The organism is Marinobacterium sp. xm-a-127, assembly GCF_013283425.1.
GTDB lineage: Bacteria > Pseudomonadota > Gammaproteobacteria > Pseudomonadales > Balneatricaceae > Marinobacterium_E.
In genome coordinates, this window is record NZ_WBYH01000005.1 from 108,068 (window position 1) to 128,616 (window position 20,549).

Here is a 20,549-nt window from a genome sequence, read left to right on the forward strand (position 1 = left end):
TTAATTTTCTATGGTGCTGATAGATCTTTCCTATTCACCTTTCAACCCTAAAGCTGGCAACATAAAGCGGTCTCTTTAAGAAACGAAAAAGAGAGCTAAAAAGCTCTCTTTAATTAGTAATTCACCAGGCCGCTAAACCAATGCCTGATTTACATGTTCGGGTAGTTAGGGCCACCGCCACCCTCTGGTGCCACCCAACGAATATTCTGCGTGGGGTCTTTGATGTCACAGGTCTTACAGTGCAGGCAGTTGGCTGCGTTAATCTGAAGGCGTGGTTCGGCTTCATCTTCAAGCACTTCATATACACCGGCTGGGCAGTAACGCTGTGCTGGCTCGGCATACAGAGCAAAGTTAACGGTGATAGGAACACTGCTATCCTTCAGCTGTAGGTGACAAGGCTGATCCTCCTCATGCACGGTGTTCGAAATAAACACTGACGAAAGCTTATCGAATGATAGCTTTCCGTCTGGTTTAGGGTAATCGATCTTCGTACACTCGCTTGCTGGACGCAGCATCTCATGGTCGACGTGAGTATCGTGCAGTGTCACTGGGATACGACCACCAAAGATGTTCTGATCCAGCGTATTGAAAGCGCCACCAAGAATTGGACCAAACTTATGTAGAGCTGGGCCAAAGTTACGTGAGCTGTACAACTCTTGGTACAACCAAGAGTTTTTGTAGAGATCATTAAATGTGGTTGCCGTGTTTGACTCTTCAGCAATAGCAGAGACTACCGCTTCGGCCGCCAACATGCCCGACTTCATTGCCGTGTGAACACCTTTGATGCGCGAGAAGTTCAAGGTACCGGCATCACAACCGATCAATAGACCACCAGGGAAGGTCATCTCTGGAAGACAGTTGTAACCACCCTTAGCAATGGCACGTGCACCGTAAGAGACACGAGTACCGCCCTCTAAGTACTGCGCGATTTTCGGGTGGTGCTTCATACGTTGGAATTCATCAAAAGGACTGACCCAAGGGTTTGAGTAGTTCAAATCGACGATTAGGCCCACAACGACCTGATTATTCTCAGCATGGTAAAGGAAGAAGCCACCACTTGTACCGTCACTCAATGGCCAACCAGAGCCATGAATCACCAAGCCCTCTTTATGTTGCGCAGGATCGATATCCCATAGCTCTTTAATACCAAGACCGTAGTGCTGAGGATCTTTGCCCTCATCCAAGTTGAACTGACTGATCAGCTCTTTACCTAAATGACCGCGACAGCCTTCGGCAAAGAGTGTGAACTTAGCCTGCAGCGCCATGCTCGGCACGTAGCTATCTTTCTCTTCACCGTTTTCGCCAATGCCCATCGCACCGGTGAGAACACCTTTGACACTGCCGTCTTCGTTATAAAGAACTTCAGCCGCAGGGAAGCCAGGAAACACCTCAACACCCAAGGCTTCAGCCTGTTCTGACAACCAACGTGACAGATTGCCAACAGAGGCGATGTAACAGCCGTGGTTGTGCATCGTTTTAGGTGCCACAAAGTTAGGCACTGTAATCGATTTTATCTCGTTTTTCAGAAGGACGATTTCGTCTGTTTTCGCTTCAGTGACCAGGGGTGCGCCCTGCTCTTTCCAATCTGGGAAGAGTTCAGTTAACGCTTTAGGATCGACCACCGCGCCTGACAGGATATGACCACCCACCTCAGCCGCTTTCTCAACAACACAGACCATCAGATCAGCATTGAGTTGTTTGATCTTACAAGCAGCTGCAAGTCCCGCAGGGCCTGCACCTACAATTAGGACATCAAAGTCCATTACTTCATAATCCATTGATCTCTCCTAAAACGACTCAATCACTGAAATGTAAATTAAAACTGTTCGTCACTCAGCACAAATGCGGCATCAAGGCCCGTCATAATCGTTTGTGCATGAGCTTCTGCTCGTGGCAAGTAGTGCTCTGCATAAAAGCGCACGGTGGCAACTTTAGCGGCCAAAAACTCATCCGAGTAAGCAGAACCTGCTCCGCTTAAGGCTTTAGCTCGAATGGCCTCTTTTGCCATTAGGTAGGCGCCGGTGAGATAGCCCATCTGCATTAAGAAATCGAATGCGACCGCACCCATTAAGCTGCGATCGGCAGCAGCACGATCAAGAATAAACTCTCGAATCTCTCGTGCGCGGGCCACGGATGCCACAAAACGATTGGCCATCTTATCAAGTCCGCACGCTCGAAGATCGGCTTCAATAGCCGCCATTTCATCAAGCAGATCCGCTAACGCTGCACCGTTATCGCTCAAGGTTTTACGACCAATCAGATCCAGTGCCTGAATGCCGTTAGTACCTTCATAAATGGCTAAGATACGGGCGTCACGGTAGTGCTGAGCCGCGCCAGCCTCTTCGATAAAGCCCATGCCACCATGAACCTGAATATTCAGAGAGGTCAGTTCATTGGCCATCTCTGTCATCCAGCCCTTCACGATCGGCGTTAACAGTTCAACACGCGCTTTAGCCGCCGTTTGATCACCCTCGATGTGCGAACGATCAATCTCAGCAGCAGCAACTAGGGCCAATGCACGCATCGATTCACAGCCCGAGCGCATCGCCATCAACATGCGACGCACATCGGGATGCTCAATAATAGGGATTTTCGAACCATCTTTACGACTGCCCTGTGTGCGCTCTTTCGCGTAGGCAACCGCTTGCTGATAAGCACGTTCAGAGATCGACAAACCCTGCAGACCCACCGACTGACGTGCATGGTTCATCATGGTGAACATGTAAGCCAAGCCTTTGTTCTCTTCACCGACCAGGTAGCCTACTGCACCGCCATTATCGCCAAAACTCATCGTACAGGTTGGCGAACCATGAATGCCCAATTTGTGCTCTAGAGAGATGCATTTTGCATCGTTTAGCTCTGCAGGCTCTCCGTTCTCATCCAGCAAGAACTTAGGCACGATAAACAGCGAAATCCCTTTTACACCGGCCGGTGCATCTGGAAGTCGCGCCAAGACTAAATGCACAATGTTCGGGGTCATCTGATGATCGCCCCAAGTGATGTAGATCTTCTGGCCTGAGATCAGGTAGTGATCGCCATTCGGTACCGCTTTGGTTGAAACGGCTGCTAAATCTGAACCCGCGTTAGGTTCAGTCAGATTCATGGTGCCGGTCCACTCACCGCTGACTAAGCGCGATAGGTACTGATCTTTTAGCTCATCACTGCCGTGAGCGATCAGTGCTTCAATCGAACCCTGAGTCAACATCGGGCAGAGTGCAAACGCCATATTGGCCGAGTGCCACAACTCATTGACTGCCGTACCTACAACATTTGGCAAGCCCTGGCCGCCAAACGCTTCAGGAGCTGTCAGAGTTGCCCAACCGTTTTCCATATATTGTTGATAAGCATCAGAGAATCCCGGAGTCTCAATAACCTTGTCACCCTCAAGGCGTGCGCCATTTTGGTCACCCACTGCATTGAGCGGAGCCAGTACTTCAGATGCGAGCTTACCCGCCTCTTCAACGACGACATTGGCCAGTTCAAGATTAACTTCATCCAGGCCCATCGCCTGGCAAAGTTGATCGAATTCAACCAATTGATCCAATACAAAAGCGGTGTCCTGTGCAGGCGCGTTATAGATACTCATAGAATAGATTCCCGATTTGGAAAGCGTTGGAAAGCTCTTAAAAACAGAGGGCAGCTAGGCTGCCCTTGTTTGATTTAGATTTTCGATACTAGCTCTGGAAGGATCTCGTGTAGATCACCCACTAGACCGTAGTCTGCAATGCCGAAGATTGGCGCTTCTTCATCTTTGTTAATAGCAACGATAGTGCCTGACTCTTTCATACCTGCAAGGTGCTGGATAGCGCCTGAGATACCTACAGCAATGTATAGCTTAGGCGCTACCATCTTACCTGTCTGGCCAACCTGCATATCGTTTGGCACAAAGCCGCTGTCGACCGCAGCACGTGATGCGCCCACTGCAGCACCAAGCTTATCTGCAAGTTCGAATACCTTAGCGAAGTCCTCTTTAGAACCTACACCACGACCACCTGAAACAACGATATCTGCAGATTCAAGTTCTGGACGATCTGATTCGCTCACCTCTGCACCTACGAAACGTACTTTCGCAGCTGGGACAGTCACTGATGCCGCTTCAACAGCAGCTGAACCGCCATTACCAGCAGCAGCAAATGCAGTACCACGAACAGTCATCACTTTAAGCGCGTCGCTGCTCTTCACAGTCGCGATAGCGTTACCAGCGTAGATTGGACGCTTGAACGTATCTGCATCGATCACTTCGATAACTTCAGATAGCTGATTCACACCGCAAAGTGCAGCAACACGTGGTGCCAAATCTTTACCAAAAGTGCTCGCACCTAAAATGATGTGTGTGTAATCACCCGCTAGCTGTTTAGCGATAGGTGCTACGAATTCAGCAAGCGTGTGCTCAAGCGCTGCATCTTCAAAGGTAAGGACGCGATCCACACCCGCAACTGAAGCCGCCTGAGTAGCCGCTGCCGATACAGAAGAACCAACCACTAGCACATCAACAGGAGCGCCTAGTTTAGTTGCAGCTGTCACTGCAGAAAGAGTTGCACCTTTAAGTGACTGACCGTCGTGTTCAGCAATAATCAACGTTTTCATCATCAACTCTCCCTTAGATAACCTGTGCTTCGTTACGTAGTTTGTCGAGCAGCGCATCAACAGAATCCACTTTGATACCGCCACTACGCTCTGCTGGAGTCTCAACAGAGATAAGCTCTACGCTGTTTGTTAGCTCAACGCCAAGATCTGCAAGCGTTTTAACATCTAGAGGCTTACGCTTTGCCTGCATGATTTTTGGCAGTGCCGCGAAGCGTGGCTCGTTTAGACGTAGGTCAGTCGTAATAACCGCTGGGAGATCCATCTCAACAGTGACAAGACCACCATCCACTTCACGTGTTACCTGTGCTTTACCGTCAGCGATTTTCACTTCAGATGCGAAGGTTGCCTGAGGCACATCTAGAAGTGCTGCAAGCATCTGACCAGTCTGGTTGTTGTCAGAGTCGATCGCCTGTTTACCTAGAAGAAGAATCTCAGCGTTCTCAGACTCGTTCACTTTTGCAAGGATACGCGCAACGTCTAGCGAGTTAAGCTTGCCTTCCGCTTCAACCTGGATACCACGGTCAGCACCTAGCGCCATTGCGTAACGCATCTGCTCTTGGCAAGACTTGTCGCCGATCGATACAACAACGATCTCAGAAACAACGCCCGCTTCTTTAAGACGCACAGCCTCTTCAACTGCAATCTCACAGAATGGGTTGATCGACATTTTAGTATTTGCCAAATCTACATCGCTGTTATCCGCTTTAACGCGAACCTTAACGTTGTAGTCAATAACGCGTTTTACTGCGACTAATGCTTTCATGTTAACTCCTCAAAACATGGCCACTAAGGCCACTCTACATAAACTCTATTACAGCGCGTTTGCTTGATCGCGCAGTACGAACTTCTGAATCTTACCGGTCGACGTTTTTGGTAGCGGACCGAAAACAACATTCTTAGGTACTTTGAAACGTGCTAGGTGCTCACGACAGAACTCGATCACATCCGCTTCACTTACCTCTGGCGCACCCTCTTTTAGAGTGACGAATGCACACGGTGTTTCGCCCCACTTCTCATCATTCTTCGCTACAACTGCAGCCTCTTGAATGTGAGGGTGAGAATAAAGAACACCTTCAACTTCGATACTAGAGATGTTCTCACCACCCGAGATGATGACATCTTTCGAACGGTCTTTAATCTGCACGTAGCCATCTGCATGCCATACCGCCAAATCACCCGATGCGAACCAGCCGCCTTTGAATGACTTCTCAGTAGTTGATGGGTTCTTCAGATAGCCCTTCATGACAAGGTTACCTCGCATGAAGATCTCACCCATGGTCTCACCATCTTTAGGCACAAGTTCCATGGTCTCTGGATCCATAACCACCATGCCTTCCATCATTGGCGAACGCACACCTTGGCGAGCTTTAAGCACAGATTTTTCTGCAGGTGATTTTTCATTCCACTCATCTTTCCATGCACAAACAGCACATGGACCATAGGTCTCAGTTAGACCGTAGACATGAGTTACCTCAAAACCAATTGCTTCCATACCAGCGATAACTGGAGCTGGAGGAGCAGCACCCGCGGTCATTACTTTAACTTTGTGGTTGATGCCCGCTTTCATCTCAGCAGGAGATGAGTTCAGCATATTAAGAACGATTGGCGCACCACAGAAGTAGCCAACCTCTTCTTCTTTGATCAGTTCAAAAATCTTATCGGCACGGACATGACGCAAGCTCACACTGACGCCCGCTTGTGCGGCAATGGTCCAAGGGAAACACCAGCCGTTACAGTGGAACATTGGTAGAGTCCAAAGGTACGATGCGTGAATTTCCATACCCCAAGATAACGCATTGCTTGCAGCATTCAGGTAAGCACCACGGTGGTGGTAAACAACCCCTTTCGGATCACCTGTAGTACCTGAAGTGTAGTTTAATGAGATCGCATTCCACTCATCAGTAACGCGCGGGAAATCGTATTCCGGATCACCACCAGCGATAAACGCTTCGTAGTCCATCTCACCGATCATCACACCGCCATCATAGCTAGCATCATCAATACCAATCACAAGCGGTTTGTTGTCTAGCATGCCTAGTGCAGCCGTAGCCAATTCACCAAACTCTTTATCGACTAGGAATACTTTTGCTTCAGCGTGCTGAAGGATAAACGCAACAGCTGCCGCATCCAGACGCGTGTTAATCGAGTTAAGAACAGCTCCAGCCATCGGCACACCGAAGTGCGATTCAAAATGCTCTGGAAGGTTAGATGCAATGATTGATACGGCCTCACCCTTTTTAACACCCGCTTTATTGAGGGCGCTCGCTAACTGCTTACAACGTGTGAGAGTCTCTAACCAAGTACGACGAACAGCGCCATTCACTGTTGCAGTTCGATCAGGGTAGATGAACGCAGAACGCTCAAGGAAGCTGATAGGTGTTAATGCTGCATAGTTTGCAGAGCATTGATCAAGGTTGGTCTCAAAGGGTGAGTTGTGCATCTGATTATCCCTCATTTATTTTATGCGAGTTTTATCACTCGTTTATTCTGTTTATCGTCACAGCTTAAACCGCTTTGAGCAGCTTAAACAGCGTTAATTCCCTAAATTTAGTAGGTATAAAAACCTTTTCCGCTTTTCTTACCTAGCTCTCCCTCAACCACTTTTTCTCGCAAAAGAGGCGCAGGTAGATATCGAGCATCTTTAAGCTCAACAAACATCAAATCCAAAATACTTAGACAGGTGTCCAAACCAATCATATCAGCGAGAGCTAGCGGCCCAATTGGGAAGCCTGCCCCAAGTGTCATGATTTGATCGACCTGTTCTGGTGTTGCAGTACCCTCTTCGACAACACGAATCGCTTCATTAATGGTCGGAAGTAAAATTCGGTTGAGCACAAATGCAGGGCGGTCTTTAACAACAACCGCTGTTTTACCTAATTTCTCAGCGAGTTCGAGCACTGTCGATCGAGTATTTTCTGAGGTGTGCTTAGTCACTATCACTTCAATCAACGCCATCAAAGGCACCGGATTCATAAAGTGCACACCCAACATACGCTCTGGATTATCTACTAAAGCTGCCAATCGACCGATTGAAATTGAGGAGGTATTACTCGCCAGAATAGCTGAAGATTTACAAACTCCATTGAGCGCTTGGAAAATCTTACGCTTGGTCATCTCATCTTCAGTAGCAGCCTCAACCACCAGGTCGCAGTTAGCTAAAGCATCCATTGAAACAGATGTAGCAATGAAAGGTAGTGGATTACACTCTACTGGAAGCTTATTGCGCTCTTTAAGCTTAGCAACACTCATTTCGGTGCGACTGAGAGCTAACTCTAACTGATCCGCGGAGATATCAACCAATACAACCTGGATACCCGCACACGCCAAAACCTGAGCAATTCCTTGCCCCATCTGTCCTGCGCCGACAACACCAACCTGCTGAATCATCACTCTAACCTTTAACTTTTTGCATGGTTTAAATTATCGGGCATAAGTGGCAAGGACTAAATGATAAGGCGAGACTATTTATTGATATTTTCGGACGTGAAATTGCGCTATATTGTGACACTAATACCTAAGTAGAAGCCAATAGATAGATTTTCGGTCAGCGCTATGCAGCATTTTGATAACAATAGCATCTCCTCTCATTTTGCGCTGGGAACACTTAAATCCGCAGCACGGATGGGAGTCGATATTGGCTCACTACTTAAAGACTCAAATCTGGACGGACGACTCCTCGGCAACCAAAAGTTTCGCTTAACGCCCGCGCAGTTCGGTTCATTAGCTCGACTCTCATGGGAGCGAGGGGACGATGAGTTCATGGCCTGTGCCGAACGTCCTGCTCGGTATGGGACGTTTAGTCTCTTCGCGAGGGAGGCGGTGCGCGCAGAAAACCTGTTAGAGGTTTATAAGCACTTATGTCGCTTCTACCGTTTAGTGAATGAATCACTCTCACTTACACTTAGTGTCGACAACTCCAAAGCGACGCTCGAGATGTCACTTTCCAAACCTGAGTTGGATCCAGACTACCTTCTTAGAGACTTCCTACTTCTACTCTGGCACCGCTTTCCGAGCTGGCTGATTGGCCGCAGGATTCACCTATTTGAAGCGCAAATGACAGGCCCTAAACCGCCACATGCAGACGAGTATCGGCTTATCTTCCCCTGCCCAGTCTCATATGAATCATCCGCTAACCGACTCATCTTTGAGGTAGAGGCGTTAAAAGCACCGATCGTTCAAAATCTGGAGACCCTTCGTGATCATCTCCGCAGCGCACCGCTGCAATGGTTCACTCGACAAGAGTATCTGCCGGTATTCACCCGTCGCGTAAGAGATATCATGGGTCACATGGAGTTTGTCGAGATAGATATGGAAAGTGTCGCCCATCAACTCAATATGACTGTTAGAACGCTACGAAGAAAACTTGATGATGAGGGTACTGGATTTCAAGATATTAAAGACGAGCTCAGACGAGACAGTGCTCTGCATCTGCTAAACCAATCCTCTCTTTCAATTCAACGGATATCGCAACAGCTTGGTTTTTCTGAAACTGCCGCATTTACGCGCTCTTTTAAAAAGTGGACTGGTCAAACTCCTAGAGCGTTTCGAACAGGGCAGTTTTAAAAAACTATTTTTGGACCACTGTTTTATCAAGTACCAAATAGATACCTACAGCCATCACAAGTAAGCCAATTATTCGCTTCAGAGTTAAGGCATATTGCTGCGCACCGAAGAGACCAAAATGGTCGATAGTACTCATTGCAATTAACTGTCCCAAAAGAGCAAACGCTATCGCATTAGATACACCAAAGCGCGGCACGATCCAGGTCACACTAATAACGTAAAAAGCGACACAGAACCCCCCTAGATAAAAATAGATGGGGAGATCCTCAGCGACGAATTTTTTAGGAAAACCTTCGGTTGCAAGTAAGTAGACCGACACCGATGTAAAAGCTAACGCCAAAGCCATCGCAGTTGCCAAGGAGGAGCTCATCAAACGTCCGCCAAGACCACCATTTAGGGTAGCCATCGTCGGAATTCCAATACCGGCAAGTAGCATTACTAGCGCATACACAAGAGGATTGTTCATAGATATGTTTCCAACAACTCAGCTTGTTCAAATAGGGGTCAGGATTCCCAGTCGACATCAGCAGTCAACATGTATCCTGCACCGTATACCGTCTTAATGATTTTAGGATCTTTAACGTTCTCTTCGACTTTTTTGCGCAATCTGGACATACGCGAATCGATACTTCGATCATAAGGAATAATCTGATCACCTAGAAGCTGATCACGCGTTAAGATCTTTTTGGGCGCTTTCAAAAACGAAACGAGCATGTTGGCCTCGGCTGTGCTTAAAATCGTCTCCTCACCCGTTTGCGAGGTGAGGGTTAACGAATCTAAATCAAAACTCCAGCCTGAAAAGCGAGCTATACGCACTGCATTAACCACATCGTCACGATGGATTCGACGCAATAGACTCTTGACCCTTGCGACCAACTCACGCGGCTCAAATGGCTTAGTAAGATAATCATCTGCACCCAGCTCTAGCCCAAGTACACGATCGGGAAGACTGCCTCTGCCCGACAGAATTAGCACCCCAACATTGAACTGATTCACCATCTCTCCGACAAGAGTCAGACCGTCCATATCTGGCAGACCTAAATCGACAACACAGAGCTCTGGCCGCTGCTGCTTTAGCCCTTTAAGAATTGCAGCTCCAGTATTAAAGGTCGCTACCTGATAACCGAACCTCTCTAGTTCTGTTTGAATCAGATCACAAATATCTGACTCATCATCGACCACGTAGATCAGATTCTTTTCCATATCTCGTTATCCTCTTGCCACCGTCCGATTAAGGGCAGTCACAATCTGTTCTCGTGTAAATGGCTTAAGTAAAATTTCGTAGCAGGCAGCTGTTGAATGTTCGACTGCATACTCAGCATTACCCGTCATCAACAAAATACGTTCAACACCTCTATTACCACATAGATGATTAGCTAGCTCAATGCCATTGAAACGCCCGGGAAGGTCAATGTCACTGATTAGTGTGCGTATATCTGGAATAGCATCTATAAGTAACAGCGCTTCATCAGTGTCTGAAGCCTCCACCACGCTTAAGCCTATTGATGTCAATTGATCACGTACTACCTGGCGCACATCAAGATCATCCTCCACCAACAACAAAAGTCCATCCATCAGAGTTGGAGCTAATTTTTCGGCATCGGCAGAGAGTTGATGTACCGCCGAGTCCTTTTGCTTCGCTTTAGGCAAAAGAATAGAAATCGTGGAACCAATATCTGAATTATTCAGGATTCTAATGTAACCATTTGACTGCTTTGCAAAGCCATAGACCATACTTAGACCAAGTCCTGACCCACGCCCTTTTTTGGTAGTGAAAAATGGTTCAAATGCTCTCTGAATCGCGTCACGACTAAATCCAGTACCGGAATCTTTTACTTCAATTAGAACATATTCCCCTGGAACAACGGCCTCATCAAAACCTCTGGGGGAAGCGCTGGCACTATTAACCACGCAAATCTCAATTTGGCCACCGTCGGGCATACTATCGCGCGCATTTAGTGCTAGGTTAATCAGTGCGTTTTCAAACTGAGCCAAATCCACTTCAATTAAAGCGTCAGATTTGCCAGTAACATTGAAATTTATCGATGCTGGTAGAGAGCTTTTTATAAGCTCTGACACTCCATTAATTGCAGATGCGGCCCCCACAAGAACAAGTTCTTGAGACTGTGCGCGAGCAAAGGTCATCAAGCGACGAATAATGTCTGCGCCACGATAGGCCGCTCTCAGTGCAGGCGATAAATTACCCTCAATACTCTGCGACTCATTATGATCTTTAGCTGCTAAAAGGTTCCCGATAATGACTGTCAGCAAGTTATTGAAGTCATGGGTCAACCCCCCCGCCAACTGGCCAGCCGCTGTCATACGCGAGGCTTCAAGCATTCGTCGCTCTGAGTTTTTCTCGTCTGTAATATCCAGAGAAAGATTGAAAATACCAACGACGTTTCCAGCAGTATCGAACTCAGGAATGAATCGACGACGTGTTATCAACTGACCTTTTGGCCCCTCTGATACATACTCAAAAACAACATCCTCACCAGAGAGGCATCGATTAATGTGAGAGGCAATTTCGACCTGCATGGAACCAGGGATAACATCGCTTAATTTGCGCCCAATGATGCCCTCTTTGTTCAAACCATAAAACGCTGCATATTCTCGGTTAACAAAAAGGAAACGTAGATCGCTAGTTAAGTAAGCAACCTGAGCAGGGAGCGCGTCCAGAATAAGTGTTTGCCGCTCCTCTAATTGTTCGACCATGTTGGATTTGCGCACAACCTCTTGGCCAAGAGCATCCACACTATGCCCGATACGTGCGACCATACTGTCAAAAGTAGAGGCAAGAATACCGAGTTCATCATCACTCTGAATACCTGATCGAACTCTAAAATCACCATCTTTGACACGCTGGGCAGCGGATGCGAGGCGACGAAGGGGCGAAAGAATTCGGTCAATAGCAAAAGAGCCAACAATGACGGCTATAAGAATACTGATAAGCGCGATCATGAGTATTCGCTGACTTAGAGTGAAAGCGCTACTTTGCAATTCATCCACATAAACAGAAGAACAGATATACCAGTCGAGGCCTTCTAATTTGCGAACAAGCGAGATCTTTTCATGCACATAATTACCCGGGTCAGCCGGCGAGTCCCAGGCATATAAAAGCTCTTCTCCAGTGTCCGCAACTGACTTCAGGTCGAATATAATCGACCGCCCCGTGGTGGGGTTTTTTAGGTTAGTGGCATTCGTCTTATCGATATTTGAGTTAGGGTGCGCAACCAAATAACCCGACGAATCAAAAATAAACATGTAGCCGGTTCTGGCAATTTTGATCTCCATGAGAGCCGCACGTAGCTCATTGACCAGCTGCTCACGTCGCTCAACGACTTGCCGCTCAATATCAACCATAAAAACACCGGTACCAATGCTGACACCAAGATCTGGAAAAAAACGGATGAAGGATAGTTTTTCGGATGAGGTATCACTTCCTACTGACTGCCAGGGATAGCTAATAAATGCTTCCCCTTTCTCGGTTACTTCACGGTGTATTTTCGCGAGTATAGCGAGCTGCCCATCAGAACTATCGGAAATTGGCTTACCAATTAACTCTGGGTTTGGGTGTGATAGGAGCACACCATTGCGATCGGCTATCCAGATATAACCCTCTTCGTCATATCGAAGCTGTTCGAACAGTTTAATAATCGCTCTTGGATCGCCTCCTGCTACAACAGAGCGACTTAACTGGGCACCCACCAGATCAACGATGGTACGCAAAGAGGCCTTACGTGATTCAAGTGCCTGTAGCCTATAAGTATCGACACTCGAGAACATCTTGTCCGCCAGCTGATAGACATTATCCAGCGCCAAACGAGCAGAGTTACGCTCAATCTTGTACACCTCCGCACGAATAAGAGGCACAGAGTAGCTGTAGATACCAATAAAGGTCATTCCAAGCATCGCTAAGATGAGCAGTATGGAGCGATTTCGAATCTTATTCTTTTTCATGAAATCAAATATTCATCACCAAAAAAGCTAGGGAACCTGCGAACAATTCCATGGTTCCCTAGTCTATTCGTTATGGGAGCTAATTTCTGCATCAGTCACATTTCGGTGGAATTTAGTCAGAACTGCGCAAACCTTAAGATATTTAATAGAGACTCACTAAATCCCATTAAACCTTGTCCCAGCAACAAATTTTAAAGATGGAGCAAACACCGATGAAAACAACAAAAATACTGGCGCCAACGGAAAGTGCTTACCAATACCCCCTTCTAATCAAGAGTCTACTTCTTTCAGGCGTCAGATATGAGCCTAACCAGGAGATCGTTTACGGCGATAAGGTTAGATACAACTACGTTGAACTTAATAAACGTATTGCTCGCCTCGCGAACCTGCTTACGAAAGCTGGCATAGGTGCGGGCGATACTGTTGCTGTAATGGACTGGGATAGCCACCGCTACTTAGAAGCGTACTTTGCTGTACCAATGATTGGTGCAATCTTGCACCATGTAAATATTCGTTTAAGCCCGGATCAAATTGCTTACACGATGAACCATGCAGAAGATGACATGGTCTTAGTACATGATGATTTTGTAGAACTCTTTGAAGATATTGCCTCCCAGGTACCCTCTGTGAAAACGGTGGTTCAATTGACAGATAAAGAGAGTGCAAAATCTACAAAGCTTGCGACACTTGGTGAATATGAAGCGTTACTTGCAGAATCCTCTGAACAGTATGATTTCCCTGATTTCGATGAAAATTCTGTAGCGACAACCTTCTACACAACCGGCACAACTGGAAACCCTAAAGGGGTCTTTTTCTCACACCGACAACTGGTACTTCACACACTTAATGTTGCTGTCACTATGGGGGCATACGACGCACTTCCACTGCTTCGCTCTGATGACGTCTACATGCCAATGACGCCTATGTTCCACGTTCACGCATGGGGCATCCCATATGTAGCAACCATGAAAGGTATTAAGCAGGTATATCCGGGTCGTTATGAGCCAAACAAACTGGTCCGCCTATATCGCGAAGAGGGTGTAACTTTCTCGCACGGTGTTCCGGCTGTGCTCCAGATGATCCTTGAGTCTGAAGAGGCCAAAACAACCGATCTATCGCGTTGGAAATTAATGACCGGAGGAAGTGCACCGACACTCGGCCTTGCAAATGCTATGGCTGCTAAAGGAATTAAATTCCATACCGGATACGGCATGTCCGAAACCTGTCCTATACTGACCATAACCTACCTGCACACCGATACACGTGAGTTGTCTATCGAAAACCAGATGAGCACACGAATCAAAACAGGCGTTCCAATGGGTCTCGTTGACCTGCGAATAGTAGACCCTAATGGCAACGATGTTCCGCACGATGGAGAAGCGATGGGCGAAGTGGTGGTGCGTGCACCTTGGTTAACACAGGGGTATGTAAAAGAGCCTGAACGAAGCGAAGAGCTGTGGAGCAACGGCTGGCTTCATACGGGAGATGTTGGCTCAATTGATGGCCGCGGCTTCTTACAGATCAAAGACCGTATCAAGGATGTCATCAAAACTGGTGGTGAATGGATCTCGTCACTCGAGCTAGAAAATCTCATTAGCCAACACCCAGCTGTCAACGAAGTTGCAGTAGTAGGTATTCCAGACGAAAAGTGGGATGAACGCCCGCTAGCGCTTATAGTTACTGCTTCTGATGCAACCCTTGAACCAACGGAGATCCAACAACATCTAATGCAATTTGTTGAAAGCGGCAGAATCAATAAATGGGCTATTCCTCAACAGGTTAAGATTGTTGAGTCGATTCCAAAAACCAGTGTCGGTAAAATCGATAAAAAAGTCATTCGTGCAAGCGTCTAACTACGGAAAACTAGATCGATATGAATTCAGTGCAACCAATACCTGAAGACAACTTACTGGGTATACCCACAGAGGTCGCAGAAGGCATCTACCAAATTCGGTTGCCGCTACCCTTTGCACTGGATCATATCAACGTTTACCTAGTCGAAGATTCCGATGGGTGGATCCTTGTTGATACAGGTATTAAAAGCGAAAAGTCACAAAAAATTCTAGAAAACATCCTAGAAAAACTGCCTGAATCGAGACCTTTAAAGGCTGTACTAGCCACTCATGCTCATGTAGATCATATCGGCGTTGCTGGATGGATCTGTGATAAATGGAATGTACCCCTTTGGGTAAGCAAACCCGAATACGATGGAATAAAGCAATTTTTAGCGATGAATCCCGCTGAAGATGCCGCACTCTCAAGCAATCTGAATGAGTTTTACCATCAAGGGGGTATTCCAGAGTCTGAATACGAGCTCATCATTAGAGGATTATTGGGCTTTCAAAGAGCCTTCTATCCACTACCAAGCACATACGTCGCACTTGAACCAGGCACACTCACTATTAAAAACGAGACCTGGGACATTTTTGTAAATGATGGCCACACTGTAGCCCACGTATCACTGTTCAATCGAGATAGAAATATTCTGATCGCAGGCGACCAAGTACTGGCAAGAATAAGCTCTAATGTAAGCGTTCGATTTGGTGATGCTGACGCCAATCCGTTAAAAACTTGGATCGATGGGTTACTTCAGCTTAAATCACTGCCATCTGAGACACTGGTGTTACCTTCACATGAAAAATCGATGACTAATCTTTCAGCTCGAATCGATGAGTTAGTTGAGGGTTATCTTGAAAACGCACACAAAATCACTCGTTTTTGCAAAACACCTAGTACAGCTGAAGAGCTATTAAGAGCACTGTTTCCTCGCGATCTTTCACCGTTCGAACACCACCTTGCATTCGGGGAAACGAGGTCCTATATCAACTATCAAATTGCACAACAGAAAATTGAAGTAGTTGGTGATGAGAGTGACATTCCTCTCTACATTGCTGTTTAACTTTTCGCTCTAAACGTATGCGGCGAAACTCCAGTCCAGTTCTTGAATGCACGAGAGAAAGAGGGAGCATCAGAAAAACCTAACTCAATAGAGATGTTATGGATTGAGAGCTTTTTCTGACCAAGTAATGTAATTGCCTGATCCAATCTGACACGATCTTTAATGGATTGAAAACTGCCCTTTTCATCCGCAAGTTTGCGTCTTAATGTGCGGGAAGTTATGTAGAGCTCATTCGCTAGATGCTCTATCGAGGCATTAGCAAAACCCACCCTAACCAAATAGTCATAGGTTTTCTTAGTGAAGGTCTGCTGATACGCCTGTTTTGTGAACCAGGCGTAAGGTAAGCGCCTTATATATTGATCCAAACTGCCTTCATCTTGAACGATAGGAAGTGACATTTGACTGCGTTTAAAGACCAAAGCATTTGCGGATTTATTAAAGATGACAGGGGATGGGTACATGAGTTGATATTCTGAAAAATGCATAGGTTCCGAAAATGCAAATTCAACAGAATTAAGGTTTATTGTTTTCCCGACTAACCAACTACCAAATCGATGCCAAACCATCAGATAAAATTCATCCAGCGTATAGCCTGAGTAGTGTGTATTCGCATCAGTTTTAAGTGTTAAACGCACCCACTCCTCATCCTCCTCTAGCCCCAATTTCATAGCACTACCCGTAAGCGCATAAAAATCACTTAAATAACGGAAGAAAGAGCCAAGATCAGGCAAGCAGACAGCATGCTTTGCCATCAACATAAACATGCCAAACCTAGCGTTTTTATTAGCCATCCCCATGAATTCATCATCCATAGAACGCCAAATCGACAAAATGAAACGCGAAAATTGCGTTGGCGTAACACGTGATAAACGACTGGTTAGAAGACGGGGATTTATACCCGCTTTACTAAGCATCAATTGAACATCAACACTCTGATCATCTATAGCACTTATCAATTCATGAACGAAGTGAATGGAGATAGTTTGCTGGACAGATTTCATATTCTTTCTATTAAGTTGTAAGCGAGGAGTGATTCTATCTAAGCATGTCCGTTTTTGCTAATTATCGATCTGTTTTTGCAATTCTAACCCCTAATTTCATCCGTAAAATATTGCCCCTATAACAATTTAAAACAGGAGTTTTTCATGCAAGAAGTAGTTTTTTTAAGCGCCGCTCGCACAGCCATCGGAACCTTTGGCGGCTCTTTTAAGGATCAAGCACCAACACAACTTGGGGCACTTGTGATTAACGAAGCTATCAGACGCGCGGGGATAGAAAACTCTGATATCGAACAGGCCGTTATCGGTAATGTGACGCATAGCGAAGCTGCAGATATTTATATTTCACGTGTGGCAGCCCTGGGGGCAGGCATCCCAGAAAGGACGCCTGCCCTAACAGTAAACCGCCTCTGCGGAAGTGGTTTACAAGCAATTCTTACTGCTGCCCAGCAAATTCAATTGGGTATTTGTAAAACAGTGGTTGCGGGCGGCGCAGAATCGATGAGCCGTGTTCCTTACCACATTCCATCAGCTCGGTTTGGTCAGCGCATGGGCGATGGAAAAATGGTTGATGCGATGGTCGGAGCGCTAACCTGCCCAATCAACCAAGTTCACATGGGTGTAACAGCAGAGAATCTTGCAGAAAAATACAACATTTCACGTGAAGAGCAGGATCAACTGGCAGTCACCAGCCATAATCGAGCTCAGATGGCGATAGAAAATGGCTTCTTCAAAGAGCAGATCGTACCGGTAACATTGAAAACCCGTAAAGGTGAACAACTTGTCGATACCGATGAGCATGTTCGTCACAACTGCGCATTAACTGACATGAGCAATCTAAAACCTGTATTTAAACGCGAGGGTACGGTAACTGCAGGTAATGCATCGGGGCTGAATGATGCGGCAGCTGCTGTAGTCATGATGTCTGCTGAAGAGGCTCAACGTCGCAACCTAAAGCCCATGGCCAGGTTGGTCGATTACAGCGTCGCAGGTGTAGACCCAGCCTACATGGGAATTGGTCCAGTGCCTGCGATTCAACAGATCCTTGCGCGTCAAAACCTTTCTGTAGATGACATCGATCTATATGAAGTCAATGAAGCCTTTGCAGCACAGGCTCTGGCTGTTGCTAAAGAGCTAAAACTACCTATGGATCGTCTAAATCCAAACGGAAGCGGGATATCTCTAGGACACCCAATTGGTGCGACGGGCGCCATCATCACGACAAAAGCACTTTACGAACTTGAGCGCACCCAAGGCCGCTTTGCAATCATTAGCCTATGTATCGGCGGCGGCCAAGGAATAGCTGCACTAATAGAACGAACTTGATCAATTTTCGCTCGACACTATCACCCTTGAAGTGTCTTTAGGTGGGTGAATTTCACCCGCCATTTTTTATAAGGTAAAAGAACGATGTATACAGGCGAACATATCCAAGTTATTCAACGCAAAGACTCTATTATTGAGCTTGTCATCAACTCGAATAATGCAAGTGTAAACACATTAAGCGCCGCTGTTTTATCTGAACTGAAAACTGCGGTTCAAACGATCAAATCTGAAAGCAGTGCACTAGGCTTAATTATTCGCAGCAGCAAATCTTCGTTTGTTGTAGGTGCAAATATACTTGAGCTAATCGAGCTACAGAAACAGCATAAGGCTGCAATACTCGAGATGCTTGACGAAACCCATGCCCTTTTTAATTCAATTGAAAACCTGCCATTCCCAACAGTCAGTATCATTAACGGCATGGCGCTGGGCGGTGGTTTAGAGATCGCTTTAACTACAGATTTTCGTGTAGCTACTCAGGACGCACTTATTGGCCTACCCGAAATTACTCTAGGTCTCTGCCCAGGCTGGGGTGGAAATATTCGAGTTGCTCGATTAGCTGGAGCAGACAAGGCTTTTGAGATGATCCTATCAGGCAGACCATTAAAGGCAGATAAAGCCCGTGAGATAGGATTAGTAGATGCGATTGCTGATGACACAGGCGTTGAAAGTGCTGTTTCCCTTCTCTTAAACAGTCAGAAACAGGCAACTGAGAGCCAACGCTTACGTAAACAGCTTGCATCAAAGCAGAGTAGCGAAGCAATTAAAGCTGCAGCTCTAAATAAATTTGGATCGCAGTTGAATGCAAATACACCCGCTGCAACTGAGATCATCGAACTAATCAGTAACACAGCTCAATTAGACTTCACTTCAGCACTCGATGCTGAGGCTCAATGCTTTGCAACTTTGATGCAATCCGATGCCGGCAAGGCATTAAGCGGCCTCTTTGCGAGTGATCAATTCATTAAAACTCAAGCTAAACGTTTTGCAAAAGCAGGTGGATCTGTAAGCAAGGGTGCAGTTATTGGCGCCGGAGTCATGGGCGGTGGTATTGCTTACCAGTCAGCAATCAGCGGCATTCCTGTTGAGATGAAAGATATCAACGAACCAGCGTTAGACCTTGGGGTTTCAACTGCATCCGTACTACTCGATCGCCAAATTAAGAAGGGTAAGTTATCCGAAGAGCAGAAGATTGAAACACTCACTAAAATCAATCCAACCCTTAATTACGAAGGCTTTGGTGATGTCGATATGGTTGTTGAAGCTGTGGTCGAAAATCCAAAAGTTAAAGCGATGGTATTGAGTGATGTAGAGAGTGTGTTAAGGGATGACGCTGTACTCTCTTCGAACACATCAACCATCTCAATTACTAGCTTGGCAGAATCGCTGCAGCGTCCAGAGCAATTCTGCGGCATGCACTTTTTCAATCCTGTCCATGCTATGCCGTTAGTTGAAGTTATCCGCGGAGAAAAAACCAGCGATGAAACAGTCGCTCGTGCTGTAAATTACGCACTTGCCATGGGTAAAAAACCGATTGTTGTGAATGATTGCCCAGGCTTTTTAGTTAACAGAATTCTCTTCCCTTACTTCAATGCGTTTAACCGTTTGCTACTCGATGGCGCAGATTTCGAGCAGATCGACCGCGTCATGGAATCGTTCGGCTGGCCAATGGGCCCGGCCTATCTTGCCGATGTAGTGGGGATTGATGTCCTTGTCCACGCTGATCAGGTTATACAACAAGGATTCCCTGAACGCATGGGCCATGACGGCACTGTAATTGCTGAGTCATTGCTTGCAAAAGGTGAGCTGGGCCAGAAGAGCGGTTCGGGCTTCTATGCCTACGGCAAAGACGAAAACGGCAACCGTTTTAAACGCCCAGCAGAAAGCACGCTTGCGCTCATTTCAGAGCATGCAGCGGATCAGCGCAGTTTCAGTGATCAGGAGATCATTGATCGTCTAATGATTCCACTATGCATGGAGACTGTGCGCTGTTTAGAGGATGGCATCGTCTCCTCGGCAGCCGAAGCGGATATGGGCTTAATACTCGGACTTGGCTTTCCGAAATTCCGAGGCGGAGCACTACGCTATATTGACCTGATAGGTCTTAAAGAGTTCCAAGCCAAGGTTGAACAATATGCTTCTCTTGGTGCGCTATACCAAACCACCGAAAACTTCATCGCTCGCGCGAATGAAAACAGAACATTTTACTAATCGGAGTT

General features: G+C 46.5%; 15 protein-coding genes. 5 read left to right on the forward strand and 10 right to left on the reverse strand.

Features of this window, described 5'->3' with window-relative positions; genetic code table 11:
- Positions 1-149: 149 nt before the first annotated feature.
- The 6 genes from XMA127_RS10130 to XMA127_RS10155 all read right to left on the reverse strand — a co-directional run bounded on the left by XMA127_RS10130 (position 150) and on the right by XMA127_RS10155 (position 7,974).
- Entirely contained in the window at positions 150-1,778 is a 1,629-nt protein-coding gene (locus XMA127_RS10130; protein WP_173495334.1) for an electron transfer flavoprotein-ubiquinone oxidoreductase, read from the reverse strand.
- Positions 1,779-1,816: 38 nt separating this feature from the next.
- Positions 1,817-3,586: an acyl-CoA dehydrogenase gene (locus XMA127_RS10135; RefSeq protein ID WP_173482579.1), complete on the reverse strand. Its 1,770-nt coding sequence runs from the start codon at positions 3,584-3,586 to the stop codon at positions 1,817-1,819.
- A gap of 74 nt (positions 3,587-3,660) precedes the next feature.
- The gene (locus XMA127_RS10140; protein WP_173482580.1) at positions 3,661-4,587 is read right to left on the reverse strand and encodes an electron transfer flavoprotein subunit alpha/FixB family protein; all 927 of its coding nucleotides are present in this window, start codon (positions 4,585-4,587) and stop codon (positions 3,661-3,663) included.
- A gap of 13 nt (positions 4,588-4,600) precedes the next feature.
- On the reverse strand, positions 4,601-5,350 hold the full coding sequence (locus XMA127_RS10145) for an electron transfer flavoprotein subunit beta/FixA family protein (protein ID WP_173482581.1): 750 nt from the start codon (positions 5,348-5,350) through the stop codon (positions 4,601-4,603).
- 48 nt (positions 5,351-5,398) lie between these two features.
- Positions 5,399-7,027, reverse strand: a complete 1,629-nt coding sequence (locus tag XMA127_RS10150; RefSeq protein ID WP_217362097.1) for an acyl-CoA synthetase — start codon at positions 7,025-7,027, stop codon at positions 5,399-5,401.
- Positions 7,028-7,134: 107 nt separating this feature from the next.
- Positions 7,135-7,974: a 3-hydroxyacyl-CoA dehydrogenase family protein gene (locus XMA127_RS10155; RefSeq protein ID WP_217362098.1), complete on the reverse strand. Its 840-nt coding sequence runs from the start codon at positions 7,972-7,974 to the stop codon at positions 7,135-7,137.
- 165 nt (positions 7,975-8,139) lie between these two features.
- Here XMA127_RS10155 and XMA127_RS10160 point away from each other — a divergent pair, with 165 nt between their 5' ends.
- Positions 8,140-9,150: an AraC family transcriptional regulator gene (locus XMA127_RS10160; protein ID WP_173482583.1), complete on the forward strand. Its 1,011-nt coding sequence runs from the start codon at positions 8,140-8,142 to the stop codon at positions 9,148-9,150.
- Positions 9,151-9,154: 4 nt separating this feature from the next.
- Here XMA127_RS10160 and XMA127_RS10165 read toward each other — a convergent pair whose 3' ends face one another.
- From XMA127_RS10165 to XMA127_RS10175, 3 genes are read right to left on the reverse strand one after another with little or no spacing between them, the layout of a single operon-like run.
- Positions 9,155-9,616 (reverse strand): DMT family transporter, encoded by a 462-nt coding sequence (locus tag XMA127_RS10165; RefSeq protein ID WP_173482584.1) that lies wholly within the window; start codon positions 9,614-9,616, stop codon positions 9,155-9,157.
- 38 nt (positions 9,617-9,654) lie between these two features.
- Positions 9,655-10,353, reverse strand: a complete 699-nt coding sequence (locus tag XMA127_RS10170) for a response regulator transcription factor (RefSeq protein WP_173482585.1) — start codon at positions 10,351-10,353, stop codon at positions 9,655-9,657.
- Between the two features lie 6 nt (positions 10,354-10,359).
- Positions 10,360-13,110: a cache domain-containing protein gene (locus XMA127_RS10175; protein WP_173482586.1), complete on the reverse strand. Its 2,751-nt coding sequence runs from the start codon at positions 13,108-13,110 to the stop codon at positions 10,360-10,362.
- Positions 13,111-13,322: 212 nt separating this feature from the next.
- Here XMA127_RS10175 and XMA127_RS10180 point away from each other — a divergent pair, with 212 nt between their 5' ends.
- Both XMA127_RS10180 and XMA127_RS10185 read left to right on the forward strand, forming a co-directional pair.
- On the forward strand, positions 13,323-14,963 hold the full coding sequence (locus XMA127_RS10180; RefSeq protein WP_173482587.1) for a fatty acid--CoA ligase: 1,641 nt from the start codon (positions 13,323-13,325) through the stop codon (positions 14,961-14,963).
- A gap of 20 nt (positions 14,964-14,983) precedes the next feature.
- Positions 14,984-16,009: an MBL fold metallo-hydrolase gene (locus XMA127_RS10185; protein WP_173482588.1), complete on the forward strand. Its 1,026-nt coding sequence runs from the start codon at positions 14,984-14,986 to the stop codon at positions 16,007-16,009.
- Here XMA127_RS10185 and XMA127_RS10190 read toward each other — a convergent pair.
- Positions 16,006-17,010 (reverse strand): AraC family transcriptional regulator, encoded by a 1,005-nt coding sequence (locus XMA127_RS10190; RefSeq protein ID WP_173482589.1) that lies wholly within the window; start codon positions 17,008-17,010, stop codon positions 16,006-16,008. The genes XMA127_RS10185 and XMA127_RS10190 overlap by 4 nt on opposite strands.
- Positions 17,011-17,154: 144 nt before the next feature.
- Between XMA127_RS10190 and bktB the strand changes: the two genes are divergently transcribed.
- Both bktB and fadB read left to right on the forward strand, forming a co-directional pair.
- Positions 17,155-18,333: a beta-ketothiolase BktB gene (gene bktB, locus XMA127_RS10195; protein ID WP_173482590.1), complete on the forward strand. Its 1,179-nt coding sequence runs from the start codon at positions 17,155-17,157 to the stop codon at positions 18,331-18,333.
- Between the two features lie 84 nt (positions 18,334-18,417).
- On the forward strand, positions 18,418-20,541 hold the full coding sequence (gene fadB, locus XMA127_RS10200) for a fatty acid oxidation complex subunit alpha FadB (protein WP_173482591.1): 2,124 nt from the start codon (positions 18,418-18,420) through the stop codon (positions 20,539-20,541).
- Positions 20,542-20,549: the final 8 nt, after the last annotated feature.

Coding starts and splice junctions, on each gene's coding strand:
- XMA127_RS10130 (WP_173495334.1), bottom strand. CDS start 1,778: ATGGATTATGAAGTAATGGACTTTGATGTCCTAATTGTAGGTGCAGGC.
- XMA127_RS10135 (WP_173482579.1), bottom strand. CDS start 3,586: ATGAGTATCTATAACGCGCCTGCACAGGACACCGCTTTTGTATTGGAT.
- XMA127_RS10140 (WP_173482580.1), bottom strand. CDS start 4,587: ATGAAAACGTTGATTATTGCTGAACACGACGGTCAGTCACTTAAAGGT.
- XMA127_RS10145 (WP_173482581.1), bottom strand. CDS start 5,350: ATGAAAGCATTAGTCGCAGTAAAACGCGTTATTGACTACAACGTTAAG.
- XMA127_RS10150 (WP_217362097.1), bottom strand. CDS start 7,027: ATGCACAACTCACCCTTTGAGACCAACCTTGATCAATGCTCTGCAAAC.
- XMA127_RS10155 (WP_217362098.1), bottom strand. CDS start 7,974: ATGATTCAGCAGGTTGGTGTTGTCGGCGCAGGACAGATGGGGCAAGGA.
- XMA127_RS10160 (WP_173482583.1), top strand. CDS start 8,140: ATGCAGCATTTTGATAACAATAGCATCTCCTCTCATTTTGCGCTGGGA.
- XMA127_RS10165 (WP_173482584.1), bottom strand. CDS start 9,616: ATGAACAATCCTCTTGTGTATGCGCTAGTAATGCTACTTGCCGGTATT.
- XMA127_RS10170 (WP_173482585.1), bottom strand. CDS start 10,353: ATGGAAAAGAATCTGATCTACGTGGTCGATGATGAGTCAGATATTTGT.
- XMA127_RS10175 (WP_173482586.1), bottom strand. CDS start 13,110: ATGAAAAAGAATAAGATTCGAAATCGCTCCATACTGCTCATCTTAGCG.
- XMA127_RS10180 (WP_173482587.1), top strand. CDS start 13,323: ATGAAAACAACAAAAATACTGGCGCCAACGGAAAGTGCTTACCAATAC.
- XMA127_RS10185 (WP_173482588.1), top strand. CDS start 14,984: ATGAATTCAGTGCAACCAATACCTGAAGACAACTTACTGGGTATACCC.
- XMA127_RS10190 (WP_173482589.1), bottom strand. CDS start 17,010: ATGAAATCTGTCCAGCAAACTATCTCCATTCACTTCGTTCATGAATTG.
- bktB (WP_173482590.1), top strand. CDS start 17,155: ATGCAAGAAGTAGTTTTTTTAAGCGCCGCTCGCACAGCCATCGGAACC.
- fadB (WP_173482591.1), top strand. CDS start 18,418: ATGTATACAGGCGAACATATCCAAGTTATTCAACGCAAAGACTCTATT.